The 14,385-nt window shown below is 60.0% G+C and carries 14 protein-coding genes; 6 read left to right on the forward strand and 8 right to left on the reverse strand.

The window, feature by feature from the left end; genetic code table 11:
• Positions 1 to 24: 24 nt before the first annotated feature.
• Positions 25 to 1,479: an NADP-dependent succinate-semialdehyde dehydrogenase gene (gene gabD, locus AC1DE4_RS15135; RefSeq protein WP_025660254.1), complete on the reverse strand. Its 1,455-nt coding sequence runs from the start codon at positions 1,477 to 1,479 to the stop codon at positions 25 to 27.
• 247 nt (positions 1,480 to 1,726) lie between these two features.
• Between gabD and AC1DE4_RS15140 the strand changes: the two genes are divergently transcribed.
• The 4 genes from AC1DE4_RS15140 to AC1DE4_RS15155 all read left to right on the forward strand — a co-directional run bounded on the left by AC1DE4_RS15140 (position 1,727) and on the right by AC1DE4_RS15155 (position 4,055).
• On the forward strand, positions 1,727 to 2,419 hold the full coding sequence (locus AC1DE4_RS15140; protein WP_477881921.1) for an RNA polymerase sigma factor: 693 nt from the start codon (positions 1,727 to 1,729) through the stop codon (positions 2,417 to 2,419).
• Positions 2,420 to 2,508: 89 nt separating this feature from the next.
• The gene (locus AC1DE4_RS15145) at positions 2,509 to 3,033 is read left to right on the forward strand and encodes a DUF4142 domain-containing protein (RefSeq protein ID WP_025660256.1); all 525 of its coding nucleotides are present in this window, start codon (positions 2,509 to 2,511) and stop codon (positions 3,031 to 3,033) included.
• A gap of 11 nt (positions 3,034 to 3,044) precedes the next feature.
• Positions 3,045 to 3,362 (forward strand): plastocyanin/azurin family copper-binding protein, encoded by a 318-nt coding sequence (locus AC1DE4_RS15150; RefSeq protein WP_025660257.1) that lies wholly within the window; start codon positions 3,045 to 3,047, stop codon positions 3,360 to 3,362.
• A 105-nt stretch (positions 3,363 to 3,467) separates the two neighbouring features.
• Positions 3,468 to 4,055: an IMPACT family protein gene (locus AC1DE4_RS15155; protein WP_025660258.1), complete on the forward strand. Its 588-nt coding sequence runs from the start codon at positions 3,468 to 3,470 to the stop codon at positions 4,053 to 4,055.
• Positions 4,056 to 4,118: 63 nt separating this feature from the next.
• On the opposite strand, the gene AC1DE4_RS15160 is transcribed toward AC1DE4_RS15155, so the two are convergent.
• The 7 genes from AC1DE4_RS15160 to AC1DE4_RS15190 form a co-directional block, all read right to left on the reverse strand.
• Positions 4,119 to 5,141, reverse strand: coding sequence for an LLM class flavin-dependent oxidoreductase (locus AC1DE4_RS15160; protein ID WP_025660259.1), 1,023 nt, complete (start codon positions 5,139 to 5,141; stop codon positions 4,119 to 4,121).
• A 136-nt stretch (positions 5,142 to 5,277) separates the two neighbouring features.
• Positions 5,278 to 6,825: a DHA2 family efflux MFS transporter permease subunit gene (locus AC1DE4_RS15165; RefSeq protein ID WP_025660260.1), complete on the reverse strand. Its 1,548-nt coding sequence runs from the start codon at positions 6,823 to 6,825 to the stop codon at positions 5,278 to 5,280.
• Between the two features lie 50 nt (positions 6,826 to 6,875).
• Positions 6,876 to 7,253 (reverse strand): VOC family protein, encoded by a 378-nt coding sequence (locus AC1DE4_RS15170; protein ID WP_025660261.1) that lies wholly within the window; start codon positions 7,251 to 7,253, stop codon positions 6,876 to 6,878.
• A 354-nt stretch (positions 7,254 to 7,607) separates the two neighbouring features.
• Positions 7,608 to 7,829 (reverse strand): hypothetical protein, encoded by a 222-nt coding sequence (locus AC1DE4_RS15175; protein WP_062369148.1) that lies wholly within the window; start codon positions 7,827 to 7,829, stop codon positions 7,608 to 7,610.
• A 322-nt stretch (positions 7,830 to 8,151) separates the two neighbouring features.
• Complete coding sequence (locus tag AC1DE4_RS15180) at positions 8,152 to 9,333, reverse strand: helix-turn-helix domain-containing protein (protein ID WP_025660263.1); 1,182 nt, start codon at positions 9,331 to 9,333, stop codon at positions 8,152 to 8,154.
• A 231-nt stretch (positions 9,334 to 9,564) separates the two neighbouring features.
• Positions 9,565 to 10,785 carry a dihydrolipoamide acetyltransferase family protein gene (locus AC1DE4_RS15185; RefSeq protein WP_025660264.1) on the reverse strand — a complete coding sequence of 407 codons (1,221 nt, stop codon included), beginning with the start codon at positions 10,783 to 10,785 and terminating at the stop codon, positions 9,565 to 9,567.
• A gap of 3 nt (positions 10,786 to 10,788) precedes the next feature.
• A complete protein-coding gene (locus AC1DE4_RS15190) occupies positions 10,789 to 12,870 on the reverse strand; it encodes an alpha-ketoacid dehydrogenase subunit alpha/beta (RefSeq protein ID WP_025660265.1) in 2,082 nt (693 codons plus the stop codon).
• A 350-nt stretch (positions 12,871 to 13,220) separates the two neighbouring features.
• On the opposite strand from AC1DE4_RS15190, the gene AC1DE4_RS15195 reads away from it, so the two are divergent.
• Both AC1DE4_RS15195 and minC read left to right on the forward strand, forming a co-directional pair.
• Positions 13,221 to 13,358, forward strand: coding sequence for a DUF1127 domain-containing protein (locus tag AC1DE4_RS15195; protein ID WP_018858054.1), 138 nt, complete (start codon positions 13,221 to 13,223; stop codon positions 13,356 to 13,358).
• A gap of 293 nt (positions 13,359 to 13,651) precedes the next feature.
• Positions 13,652 to 14,377: a septum site-determining protein MinC gene (minC, locus tag AC1DE4_RS15200; protein ID WP_113471831.1), complete on the forward strand. Its 726-nt coding sequence runs from the start codon at positions 13,652 to 13,654 to the stop codon at positions 14,375 to 14,377.
• The last annotated feature ends 8 nt before the right edge of the window (positions 14,378 to 14,385 follow it).

A 14,385-nucleotide genomic window follows, 5' to 3' on the forward strand; every position in this document is an offset into this window, starting at 1 on the left:
TTGCGAGCTGGCGCCCGTCGGGCGCTAGCTGATGCCGCCGAGGCAGACGTATTTAATTTCCATAAATTCTTCTATCCCGTATTTGGAACCCTCACGGCCAAGGCCGGAGAGTTTGACGCCGCCGAAGGGAGCTTCCGCCGTCGAGATCAATCCTGTGTTGACACCAACCATGCCGTATTCGAGGGCCTCGGCGACGCGGAAAACGCGAGCCAGATCCTTCGCGTAGAAGTACGAGGCCAGGCCAAACTCGGTATCGTTTGCCTGCTGGATGACATCAGCCTCATCCTTGAAGCGGAACAGCGGCGCCACCGGCCCGAAGGTTTCTTCGCGGGCAACGGCCATCTCCCTCGTGACATTTGAAAGCACGGTCGCCTCGTAGAAAGTGCCGCCGAGCACGTGGCGCTTTCCGCCCTGTACGACGCTCGCTCCCTTGGCGAGCGCATCGGCAACGTGTTCCTCGACCTTCTCCAGCGCTGGCTGGTCGATCAGCGGTCCCAGAATGACACCCTCGTCGAAGCCATTGCCGGTCTTCAATTTGCCGACGGCTGCCGCAAGCTTCTGTGAGAAAGCATCATAGACACCTTCCTGCACGTATAACCGGTTTGCGCACACGCAAGTCTGGCCATTGTTGCGGAACTTGGCGATCAGCGCACCTTCAACGGCGGCATCAAGATCAGCGTCGTCAAAGACGATGAAGGGTGCATTGCCGCCGAGTTCCAGGCCAAGCTTCTTGATTGTCGGAGCACTCTGCTTGTAGAGCTCGGCGCCGATTTCCGTGGAACCGGTAAAGGTCAATTTGCGGACAGTCGGATTGGCGGTCATTTCGGCGCCAATCTCGCGTGCCGAGCCGGTGACAACCGAAAACAGGCCATTCGGAAGCCCGGCGCGTTGCGCAAGCACGGCAATTGCAATGGCCGAGAAGGGCGTCTGGCTGGCCGGCTTCAGCACCATGGCGCAACCGGCAGCAAAGGCAGGCCCCGCTTTTCGCGTGATCATGGCGTTCGGGAAATTCCAGGGGGTGATCGCGGCAACCACGCCGATCGGCTGCTTCATCACCATGATGCGCTTGTCGGGTTGGTGGCCGGGAACCAGATCGCCATAGACCCGCCGCCCTTCCTCCGCGAACCATTCGACGAAGCTTGCGCCATAGACGATCTCGCCGGTCGCTTCGGCAACCGGTTTGCCCTGTTCAAGCGTCAGGATACGGCCGAGATCGTCCTTGTTTTCGATCATCAGCTCGAACCATTTGCGAAGAATGCCCGAGCGTTCCTTGGCGGTGCGCGCCGCCCAGCCCTTTTGGGCAACGCGAGCGGCCTCGATCGCGGCTTTTGTCTCGGGCGCTCCCAGCTTGGGCACGCGGCCGATGACTTCACCGGTCGCCGGATTGTTGACTTCGATCGCATTCGCCGGATCGGCCTCGATCCATCTGTCGCCGATCAGGGCTGCCTGCCGAAAGAGTGTGGGGTCCTTGAGGTTCATGTTGTCCATCCCATCGAGAAATTGTGCCGTTCCGCATCTCCGCGGCCGCCTCGGCCAAGCCTTACGACAATGTCGCCATCCTCTTCCGCCCTGTCAAACGCGTTGTGGTAAAAGGGTCGCGGACAGTGCCGAGGCGCAATCTCGAAAATGGTTGGAGGTTTTCAACACCGGCGCGCATTTTTCGGGAACCTTTGCCGTCGAGCTCCATCTATATCAATGCCAAGGCGGTGACATGAAAGAGATGACGATGTCGCAGATTCAAGCAGATGGGGCCGAAGCACTCGATACGCTCGCCGATGTCGAGCTGGCGCGCCGCGCGGTCGCCCGCGATCGCCACGCTTTTTGCGCGATCATGAAGGCCCACAATCAGAGGCTCTACCGTCTGGCAAGAAGCATTGTTCGCAATGACAGCGAGGCGGAGGACGTTGTTCAGGAGGCCTATGTGCTCGGATTTGCGCATCTCGATCGTTTCCGAGGAGAGTCCTCGCTCGGGACCTGGCTTTCGCGCATCGTAATCAACGAAGCTCTCGGACGTCTGCGCAAGAAACGGCGGGCGGCGGGCGTCGCGCGTTCTGCCGACGAAAACAGCGGAGCGATGATCCTCCGACTTCCAGTCGACAACACCGGCGACCCGGAGCGCACCATGGCACAGCGGCAAATTCTGCAATTGGTCGAGCAGGCGACCGACGCCCTGCCGGATATCTACCGAACCGTCTTTGTCGCAAGAGTGATCGAGGGGCTGAATGTGGATGAGACCGCGGCGTTGCTCGGCCTGCGGGCCGAGACCGTCAAGAGCCGGCTGCATCGCGCCAGGCGCCTGGTAAGGGAGCGCCTCGACGAGCAGATCGGTCCCGTGCTCCTTTCCGCATTTCCCTTCGCGGGCCGTCGTTGCGAACGCCTGACGACGGCGGTGATGAGCCGTCTCGGTTTTCTCGACTGATTCCGGGAACCTTCTCGTCGGGTTGACATCCAATGTCTGTTCCAGAAAAACAATGCCCGGCCTTGCCGGTTCGGGCGAAGGAGGTTCCTATGCAGACTCGACAGATTGCGACCCTGACCGCGCTTTGCCTGTTCGGACTTGTGCCACCCGCATGGGCAGCGGACAAGCCGACGGACCCGCAGATAGCGCATATCGCCTATACGGCCGGCACTATCGATATCGAGGCCGCAAAACTTGCGATCTCGAAATCCAAGAACAAGGATGTTGTCGCCTTCGCGGAGGACATGGTGCGAGACCATGAGGCCGTGAACAAGCAGGCTCTTGCACTGGTCAAGAAGCTCAAGGTTACACCGGAGGACAACGAAACGAGCAAGACGTTGACCAAGGCTGCAACCGATGAGCGAGCAAAACTTGCCAAACTCAGCGGGGCGAGCTTCGACAAGGCCTATGTCGACAACGAGGTCGCCTATCACAAACAGGTCAATGGCGCGCTTGAGACGCTATTGATCCCGTCGGCGAGCAACGCGGAGCTCAAGGAGTTGCTCCAAACCGGCCTCAAGGTCTTCCAGGGCCATCAGCAGCATGCCGAGCATGTCGCTGGCGAGCTTAAATAGGAGATACCAGCATGCTGAGACGGCATCTGTGGATCGTTGCGGTATCTGCGTTGACCATCGGTGTCGTTCCGGTGCGGGCGGAAACAGTCACTGTAACAATCGAAAAGATGATGTTTTCGCCCGCTGAGATCAGCGCAAGGCCAGGCGACACGATCGAATGGATCAACAAGGATATTCTTGCCCATACGGCGACCGTGAAGGGTGACTGGGAGGTGGTCATTCCTCCCGGGAAATCCGCAAGTGCCGTGCTGAAGGCGACCACGTCGGTTGATTACTATTGTCGCTTTCATCCGAACATGAAGGGTCGTATCTCGATACCCTCTCAATAGTAAGGCTGCGCGGCGCTGCGTGAAGACACTCTCCGCCGCCATATCCGACCATCGGCGGATAGAATTCGTCTTCGCTCGGCCTTCGCGCTGCCCTATACAGCTTTCATGTATTCGCTGGAACGCCCTGTAGCCCTTGAGCAAATCGTGAAGAAGAGCCGGTTTCTGGCGATTGGTGTTCCGATCGCCAGCGAGCTCGACGCGAAGGAGGCGCTTGCCGTACGCAGCCATGGCGATGCCAACCATAATTGTTGGGCTTGGCGCATCGGCCAGACCTACCGTTTCAGCGATGACGGCGAGCCAAGCGGAACAGCAGGAAAACCCATACTGCAGGCGATCGATGGCCAATCACTCGACAAGGTCATTGTCATCGTGACGCGCTGGTTCGGAGGTGTGCTTCTTGGTACCGGTGGTTTGATCCGCGCCTATGGCGGTACGGCGGCCGCCTGCCTCCGGTCCGGCGAACTCATCGAACTCGTTCCAACTTTGGAAGGAACGATCCGCGCCGGATTTTCCGACCTTGCGATCCTCAGGGCAAGGCTCGCCGCCTTCGAGGGGGTGCACGTCCTCAGCGAGGCTTTCTTCGAGGCTGGCGCGGAGATCACGGTGAGCTTTCCGCAAGCACGGTCGGACGAGATTGCCCGTTTGATTGCCGATACCACAAGTGGACGCAGCGCGCTCGCCCTCAAACAATAGGGCGAGCGCGAGCATTCAGGTCAGCATCGAGTAAGCGCTCGAGCAAGCAATGCTGGGCCCGACTTAACGCCAGCCAAGTGCTGGTGCCACATATTTGAGGATCGCCTCGATCACATGAGCGTTGTATTCGACGCCGAGTTGATTGGGGACTGTCAGCAACAGGGTGTCGGCTTCGGCAATGGCTTCGTCTTCGGAGAGCTGCTTGACCAGCGCCTCAGGTTCGGCCGCATAGGAGCGACCAAAGATCGCCTTGGTGTTTTCGTCGATATAGCCGATCGAATCCTGTTCCTTGCCGCCGCGGCCGAAGTAGGCGCGGTCGCGATCGTCGACAAGTGCGAAGATGCTGCGGCTGACTGACACGCGTGGGGTGCGAGTATGGCCGGCTGCCTTCCATGCCTCCCTGTAGGCGCGGATTTGTGCGGCCTGCTGGACATGGAAGGGTTCGCCGGTTTCGTCATCCTTCAGCGTCGAACTCTGCAGGTTCATGCCGAGCTTGGCTGCCCAGATTGCAGTTGCATTGGACCCCGCGCCCCACCAGATGCGCTCGCGCAATCCTTCCGAATAGGGTTCAAGGCGCAGCAGGCCGGGCGGGTTAGGAAACATCGGACGCGGGTTCGGTTGGGCAAAACCTTCGCCTTTAAGTGCTTCCAGGAACACCTCGGCATGGCCACGGCCCATGTCTGCATCGCTCGAACCATCTTGTGGCTGGTAGCCGAAATAGCGCCAGCCATCGATGACCTGCTCCGGAGAGCCGCGGCTGATCCCCAGTTGCAGGCGGCCACCGGCAATGAGATCGGCAGCACCGGCGTCCTCGGCCATGTAGAGAGGGTTCTCGTAACGCATGTCGATGACCGCGGTGCCGGTCTCTATGGTCTTCGTCTTCGCACCGACTGCCGCCAGGAGCGGAAAAGGCGACGCCAGCTGCCGCGCAAAGTGGTGGACGCGGAAATACGCGCCATCCGCACCGAGTTCTTCAGCAGCAACGGCAAGATCGATGGATTGGAGCAGCGCGTCACCCGCGGAGCGGGTTTTTGATTGAGGCGAGGGCGCCCAGTGGCCGAAGGAGAGAAAGCCGATTTTCTTCATGATTTTACCCGTTGGATATCGCGGTTTGCCGTGGGAATTTTTGATGGGCATAACATGCGGAGCAGCGTCTGCCACGAAAAGACGATTGAACGCTCTGTTCATCCTTTGAGACTGACGAACACCGAATGAGCGGCCGCTACTGCTGCGATGCGGTCAGCCGTCTTGCAAAAGGCAGGAAGAGTAGCGCGCAGCCTGTCAGTATGGCGACGATCAGCCAAGCCTGGTTGATCGCCTGGACGCTTGCTGCTGTCTGTACGAGCGGATCCAGCGCAGCGATCGTGTCCGGTGTGAAGTCGCCGGTGCTCCCGTTGATCGTTCCCGCCGGAGCCCCGATAAACGCCGCCGTGGCTGCGTCGCCGGCCCGCAGTTGATCCCATAGTCTCTGCCCAAGCGGCTCCGACCTCGTGTAGATGATCGTATCGATCATGGCGATGCCGATCGCCCCGCCCAGATTGCGCATCAGATTGAAGAGGCCGCTTGCGTCTGGCACCCGCGATGCCGGCAAGGTTCCGAGGGCGAGGCGTGTCGGCGGCAGAAGGCAGAACATGATCGCGGCACCGCGCACGACCTGCGGCCAGAACATGGCATCGAAGTCGGAGCGCGGATCATGGAATGCGCTCATCCCTAGTCCGATCGCAAACAACCCGAAGCCTGCGGCCGAAAGCAGACGCGGATCTGTCCGCTTTTCCAGCGCAACGGCGATCGGTGCGGTGAACAGCTGCGTTATGCCTGTGACCAGCATCGTCATCCCGATTTCCAGGGCATTGTGCCCCCTGACGAAGGCAAGGAACACCGGCATGAGATAGACCGAGCCGAACAGGCCGATCCCGAGCACGAAGCTGAGCGCGGATCCGACCAGGAAATTCCGATCTCGGAAATGATGCAGGTCGACGATGGGACGCGTTCTGCGCAGCGACCGGGATGCAAATGCGGACCCCGATACCAGGCTGAATGCTAGCAAGCTCAGGACGTAAGGCGAGATCCAACCGCTCGTCGGCGCCTCCTTCAATCCCAGTTCCAGGCTCGCCAGCGCCAGCGCCATCATAAGGAGCGACAGACCATCGAGGTGCCGCAGTTCGGACACGTCGCCCTTCTGCCGGGGCAGGAACTGCCACGCCACCAGCGCCGAGACAATGCCGGGAACGATATTGATGAGGAACAGCCAATGCCACGAATAGGTTGACGTCAGCCAGCCGCCGATGATCGGCCCAACCGTCGGTGCCAAGACAGCCAGCACGCCAGCGATTGTCGTGGCGAGTGCCTGCCGCTTATTGGGAAAGAGGATGAAAACGGCCGAAAAAACCGCCGGGATCAGCGTTCCACCGGAAAAGCCCTGAACGACCCTCCAGGCAACCAGTTCGCCAAAGTCGTTGCTTGCCGCACAGCCAGTGGAAGCGACGACAAACAAGCCTATGGAGGCGACGAACAGCCATCTCATCGTCAGGACACGCGTCAGCAAGCCGGTCAACGGTATCGCGATCACCTCTGCGATCAGATAGACGGTCTGGATCCAGCTCATCTGGTCAGGATCGATATTGATGGCCTGCTGAATTGTAGGCAGGGATGTCGCGACCACCTGGATGTCCAGGATCCCCATGAACATCCCGATGCACATCGCAATGAAGCCCACCCAGATCACCGCCGAAGGCGGATGAGAGGAGGCGGGCTCAAGGTGTTGCGACATGCGGTTGCCCTGCGATCGGGATGGTTCAAGACGGCCCGCGCTGCGGGCCTTCACTCAGGACGGCGGAAAAACGCTTCCAGGCGATAGCCGTCCGGATCGATGACAAATGCTGCGTAATAGAACGATCCGTACTCGGGGCGTATTCCCGGTTCTCCGTTGTCCGTCCCGCCGCCCGACATTGCGTTTGTGTGGAAGGCTCTGACGCCTTCCTCGTTGGGGGCAACAAAACAGAAGTGCAGTCCCGACTCCATGTCGGGAACGACAGGCCGCTCGGCGAGCTTTATCCAGAGCTGGGGCTGTTCAGCACCGTAGCCCAGCCATCCGTCACTCGTTGAAAGCCTCGTATAGCCCAGCGGCTCAAGTGCTGCGTCGTAGAATTTTCGTGCACGCTGGAGATCGGACACGCCGATAGAAACATGATGAAACATCATTCCTCCTTCTATGCGGGCGCTCGTGATTGATGAGCCGCAGCCAATCGGTCCGCTCGCGACTGTACAGCGTCGCATCAGTAAAGCAAATGATGGAGCTCAATTGTCGATCCCGGTTCTGCCCCGAGGACTGACGGGCAGCCAGGAATATTGCCAAAGCAGGCTGAAGCCTTTGAAACGAAACTGATGGATTGTGGCGCCAAGCGAGTTTGACAAGCCGTCAGGAACGCGTAACGTCGGCTCAACGACCGAGGCCCACCGCTTGCATTAGTGCAAAGCGGTGGGCCCCGGACACGCTGAAGAGATGCTGGCATTTCGCGTTCAGGTGGTGCTGCACGCGAAAGTTACTCGATGCTAGTTCGCCTTAACCCTTCGCGCGAGAGCCATTACGTAATCGTCGGCGATATCGGCCAACGTCAGAGCGACCTCGGTTTCCTTCCATCCCGCAGCAACGGCTCGTTGCACGAAAGCTCGAAAAGCCTGTGCAAGGACTTCCTCACGCTCGACGACGCGGTACGGATCATTCGTAGAATATTGAGGGTTGCTGATCTGGATCGTAGGGTTGGTCGGTTCCATGATATGCCCCTGAAAGTTGCCCCATCTGATGACGGGCGCATTTCCTTGTGCGTTCCGTCTCACTGCCTGCACTGCGATTATGCTTCTTTATTAAGGGGTTACTGGGATCTTGTCGTTAGCTACGCATCCGGAAAATTGCAGCAGCGTACATTTCTGCGGCTCCAGGGACGGCTCAGGTGCTCTCGCTGTTGAGCGATATTGGCACAGCCGTGGGTGCTCGCCTTGCAAGAGGCATGACCCAAAAACGCGGGAACTTGCGGTGGCGGGCATTCAGCGCGAACGGGGAGGCGACCGACGCAAGGCGTTAGCACAATGACCGCGTTCAGGCTCGACGGTTGTGCCCAAGCGTTCTCAGCCAAGTGTCGAAGGACTGACCACTCTCAGCCTCGGCTACCGGCTCGACGGAATAGCCAATATTGGACGGCATGCCCGAAGTCCTCGCCTCACGCGGGCTGTAGCCGAATTCCTTGCTGAAGGCGCGGCTGAAATGTGCGGCTGAGGAAAAGCCAGCCGCGAAGGCGATATCGGCGATTTGTTGCCGGTTGGAGGTATCGCTCAATGCGGCGTGCGCGGACAAGAGCCGGCGCCGCTGGATATAGTGATGCACACCGCCGTCTGTCTCGAACGCCTGGTAGAGCCGCGTGCGGGAGACGCCCAGTTCCCGGCACAAACGGTCGGTCGTCAGGTCGGGTGACATCAGATTGTGCTGGACGAAGCGGTGGACGCGTTCCTTCAGTGGCAAGCCGCTGCTTTGTTCAGGCGACGAGACATGTGCTGACGATGATGAAACACAGGCCAGGATCAGATCGCGGACGGTCTGTACCACGTGAGAAAGATCCGCCTCAGCAAGCAGGGCCAGCTTCGTCTCGACGCCATCCAGATAGTCGATCAGCAGTTTGGCGCGTGTTCCGACGAGCGCGATGTTGTTCTTGATTTCGACAGCGGAGGCGGGATGGAGCAATTCGCGAGGCAGGTAGAGGGACAGGGTTTGGGCGTCCGTCGATCGACCACGAAAGGGATGCCCCAAACTACGCAATTCGACATTTCCAGGCTCTCCCTCGGAAACGTGTCCGCCAACTTCCGTCCATGTTCGGCCGCCGCGCAATACAGAGATATGCCAGTGATCGATCGGGCTTGATCGAACCTTCGCTTCCGAACGCATATAGCTATGGGCGGGCGTGCTTTGCTGAACGACAAGCATGCCGCCGAGGTTCCAGACCGCATGGTCGGCCACAAAACCCGTATCCGTGGGAATGCTATCCGGGCGCCTGATATCGACAAGCGGCGCGACATAAGACTGCCAGGCGAAAAATTGCTGTGCCGGCTCAAGGTCTCGCGTGGAAAATCGCAGGGGTTTCAATGCCGGAGGAGGCGCAGGGTGCTCGTCCGTTGGTTTGGTGTCGCGAGGAAAGCGACGGCGTTCCACCTGCACGGTCTTGCTATCGTCGCGCTTGCCGCCATCAGGGTGTGGGGGGGAGAGGCGAGATCGTTCATCGTCCGGCAATTCGGTCTCCATATTGGATCAGGGAGCACGGCCTAGCTATCCCACCAGTACTGAATCAGCTTTTGTCAAAGCTAGCGCATGCCGCGTTGTAGTCAATGAAAACGCTACCATAGGACGCCGTTATGCACACTCGCGCGATTGTGGATGCGTGCATGCAACGGTGCCGTCTGGGTGATAAGTGGCGGACGCCAGTCGAACTCGCAGCGCGCGGCTATTTGCGAGCCGCCCGCGCTATTCCCGCCAGCCCTCGAGGGTCTGGACGAAAGACGTCAACCAGGCATTTGTCTGGTGGGCGTCCAGCGCGCGATGGTCGATCGTTAGCGAGACATAGGCCATCGGCCGAATCTGGATGGTGTCGACGCCGTCGATCTCTCGTACGACGACGCGCTTCTCCATTTTTCCGACGCCAAGAATTGCCGACTGCGGCTGATTGATGACGATGGGCGTAGCGACCAGCGAGCCAGACACGCCATGGTTTGAGATGGTGAAGGTGCCGCCGCGCATGTCGGCGTTGGTCAGGCCACCGGAACGCCCGCGATTGGTCAGGTCTTGAAGTCTGGCGGCGACATCGGGTAACGCGAGGCTCTGCGCTTGCTGGATCACCGGGACGACCAGGCCCCTGTCGCCGAGGGCCATGCCGACGCCGATGTTGATATCGTCGAAGACCTCCAGATGATCCTCATGCCAGCGGCTGTTGATCTCCGGTACTGCCCGCATCGCCACGACGCAAGCGACGATGATATAGGCCGTATAGGAGAGATTGATGCCATCGGCGGCCATTGCCGCCTTGTTCCTTTCGCGATGCCTGATGACTGCCGTGAAATCGGCCTCGAAGATCGACGTGACATGGGGGGCAGCCGTAAGCGACTCCAGCATGTGCCGGGCGATGGAAAGCCGCATGGGCGTATGGGCGACCATACGCGACCCGTGACTGATCTGATCGCGGGCGAGAGTGGCCGGCCCGGAGCCGGTCGGCGTGTTCAGGGACGACGGTACCCCGTCGCGTCGCTGTTTTTTTTCGAACGCGGCATCCATATCCAAACGCGTGACACGTCCGTCCCTGCCGGTGCCAAGCACCGCAGCCGGGTCGATGCCATATTGTGCGCCGGCGCTGCGAACCGCTGGCGAGAACCGGTCCCCGGCAGCATTGCTTGTCTCGCGGGACGGTAAGGGTGGAATATCGCGCGTATGGTCATCACCAGCGGCGGCGGCTTTGAGGCGGATACGGCCGAGAACCGCGCCAGGCGTCGCATCCGTGCCCGACGCCATGACGATCTCGTCAAGTATTCCGGCCGCGGGTGCGGAAATCTCCTGCGTCACCTTGTCCGTCTCAAGCTCGACGAGGGGATCATCCAGCGCGACAGTCTCACCCGGTTGCTTCAGCCAGTTGCGGACGACCGTCTTCGTTCCTTCCTGTTCGACGGGAACGAGGACTTCGGCGAAATCGACCATGATCTAGTACTCCACCAAGGCGGTGATCTTCTGCCGGATCCGGTCCACGGACGGCAGTGCCCATTCGAGCAAGGATGGATTGTGCGGGCTCGGGATGTCAGGCATCGTCAACCGTGCGACCGGGGCGTCGAGATCCAGGAAGGTCTCGTCAGCAACGACGGCGGCGATCTCCGCGCCGAAGCCGGCTGTCTTAAGGTCCTCATGGACGATAAGGCAGCGCCGTGTGCGACGAACCGACGAGATGACGCTCTCGCGGTCCCACGGCATCAATGTTCGCAGATCGATGACATCGGCGGAGATGCCTTCTGCCGCTTCCTCGCAGCGTGGAACCATGGCACCCCAGGTCACGATCGTGATGGCGTCGCCCCTGCGTGTAAAGCGTGCCTTGCCAAAGGGAAGCGCGAAGTTGTCGCCGGGGTAGGGGCGACGGGCCCATGGATGGTCGAGCATGGCGCGATGCTCGAAGAAGATCACCGGATCGTTCCCGCGCAGGGCCGTTCGCAACAGCCCGACGGCGTCTTCGGCGTTCGAGGGAACGGCAACCTGCCAGCCTGGTTGATGGATAAAGGCGACCTCGTTCGTCTGGCTGTGCCACGGATCCCCACATTTGAAAAAGCCGCCGGGCACGCGCAGCACCACCGGCGCTGCGAACCGGTTGTTGGTGCGCCAGCGGATCGTACCGCAATCGTTGATCTGTTCGGTCGCGGGCTCGGCGTATTTGCGGAACTGGATCTCGGGAACGGGAACGAGGCCCGCAAGCGCCATCCCGACGGCGCGACCGACAATGCCTTCTTCCGACAGCGATGTGTCAAAGACACGGTCCTTGCCGAATTTCTCCTGGAGTCCAAGCGTGACCGCGTGAACGCCGCCCTTCGGGCCAATGTCCTCGCCAAACAGCACCACGCGTGGGTTGGTGGCCAATTCGTGGTCCAGTGTGCGCCTGATCGCCGTGACCATATTGATACGTTGGCCGTCTGGCGCGGCCTCGTTGCTGCATTCCGGAGCCTGGTAGCCGTCGCAGTGCTGACCGCCCATTGACTGCATTTCCCCGTCGAAGAACACATGACGGGTGACGGTTTCGGGAGACGAAAAGGCGCGGCTTTCAGCCTCCGCGCGTGCCTTTTCCGCGGTGTCGCCGGCCTCAAGCCTGCAGGCTTCCCACTCGTCAGCGCTGATTGCCAAGGGAACCAGGTAGTCTCGCAGACGAGGCAGCGGATCGCGGGCCCATTCCGCCTTTACGAGCTCTTCACTCTTGTAGGACTGGGTGTCCTGGAAGCTATGACCCTCCAGCCGCGGAACCGTCAGCCGCAGGAGAGCGGGCATTCTCTGCTCGCGGACGAAACCGACGGCGTTTTGCATGAGGCGAGCCACGTCAGCGGGATCGCAGCCATCACCTTCAAAGATGGCAAGGCCGCGCCAGCTCGCGAGATTGGCTGCAATGTTTCCGCCCGGCGTTTGCATGTCGGAGGGAACTGAGATCCCGAAGCCGTTATCCTCGACGTAAAACAACATCGGCAGCTTCTGCGTTGTAGCGATTGTCAGCGCCGACCAGAAGCCATTCGATGCGACCGAGCCATCTCCACCAAGGACGACCGCTATCGCGTCACTGTAGTCATGCTCCCCCAGGACCGTTGCATGGTAGTGAATAGCCTGGGCCCAGCCCGCGGTCGGGGTGTACTGGGCGCCGACACCGCCGCACATCGGCAGGGCAGAGGCGCCGTCGCGGTTCGGATAGTTGAAGACGACGCCGATGTCGCGACCGTCCGAATAGCCGCCGGCGCGCGCCATCGCCGAGCCGAGCGCATCGGCCGGATCGACGCCGAGCGACAAAAGCAGCGGGCGTGACCGATAGTAGCCGCAGGTAGCATCGTGGCGGTTCGTCAGCTGCAGCCCGAGCATGATCTGCGCCATGTCGTGGCCGCGGGCGGAAAACTGATAGAGGATCTTTTTTTCGGGGACGAGCCGCGTTTCTTCCATCTCGTCAAGGATGCGCGAGAGATGCAGGAGATAGGTAACGCGCTTCCAGTCTATTCCCTCATCGGGTGCGTTCCTGCCACGCATTATAAGCGCGGTCGCCTGTGCCATCTTCGATCCTCCCAAATCTCTGATCCACGAGGAGGTTAGTACAGCCTTGGAGAAATTTCGTTTCAGTTTTCCGCGAAAGGCACGGTGGTGTGAAACATTCATTTCACCAGACGGCGATATTTCACACCATCAATTCGGCGTTCTCGATAAGGTTCCAGTTTGCCGGTATTGCCGGTGGCTGCCTATCGAATCGTCGGGCAGATCCGCGTGTCGCCGATGGGATCGTGCAAGTTTCCTTCGCAACCTGCATCTCGAGGCTGCAAATTCCAGATGCCTCATATGCGCTTTTCGAAATGCTCATTCATAAAGCAATGCGCTATATAATTGTGCATCGCACAAGGAGATATGACATGAAAATCGGCAACAAGATCGGAGAGTTCCTTCAGCTCCGCAAGGCATACAGAGATCTTTCCAGACTTGACGACTCGGCGCTGAAGGACATCGGCGTCAGCCGTGGCGACATCAAGCGGCTGGTTTATGGCCGCTAAGGCACCGAACGAGACCCAGACCTCAAGGCCCGCCCAAGCGGGCCTTTATTGTTTCAGGGATTGCCTGGCAGGTTCTTGGCGTCCGCTGCCAGCGACACCAGCCCCCCTTTATGAGAAGGCATCCTCGCTTACCCCAGGGTGGCGATCCAAGATGCCTGCTGTCAGCGCGTCAGGGGCTAGTGGCTTCGATTTGCGGTGAGAGGATTTGCGATCTGTTAATGATCTGGGCGCCCGAAATTAACTATTTGTTAACCAAATCAGACATAGAAATAGTCAACGATTTCTTAACATAGATGACCAAAGTGCTAACTGACGCTCGCTCGATCCGTATCAAGGGCCGCTCTTTTCTGGCGGTCATGCTTTCGCCAGATCTTCCCTTCGATGACTGGCTCGTAAGACTAGACGATCTTGCCGCGCGCTCCGCCGGCTTCTTCCTGGGGCGACCGGTCGTGCTTGACGTCGGCGATCTCCAGATCGACCGGGCGCAGCTGAAGGGCCTGATTGCCGAGCTGGCGCAGCGCAACGTCAGCATCATGGGGATCGAGGGCTGCCGCCCGTCGCTGATCGGCCCCGGCATGCCCCCAGCCCTCAAGGGCGGGCGCCCGGTTTCGGATTTCGAGGTTCCGCAGCAGGAGCCGGTCATCGATGTTCGCGCCGCCCAGCCTGAAGCCGTCGAGGCCCGACCTGCGCTACAGTCGATCGTCATCCGCGAGCCGATTCGTTCAGGCCAGTCGCTGATCTTTCCAGAAGGCGATGTCACGGTCATCGGGTCAGTCGCTTCCGGTTCGGAAATCATCGCCGGTGGCTCGGTTCATATCTACGGGACACTGAGGGGGCGGGCCATGGCGGGCTCCGTCGGAAATACCTCGGCCCGGATCTTCTGCCGCAAGCTTGAGGCAGAGTTGGTGGCGATAGATGGCATCTACAAGATGGCGGAAGACATTGCGCCGAACCTTCGCGGACAGCCCGTTCAGCTTTGGCTGGAAGGCGAATCGATCAAGGCAGAGAAACTTATCTAGGCCCGAAG

The organism is Rhizobium sp. 10N414 (assembly GCF_056394785.1).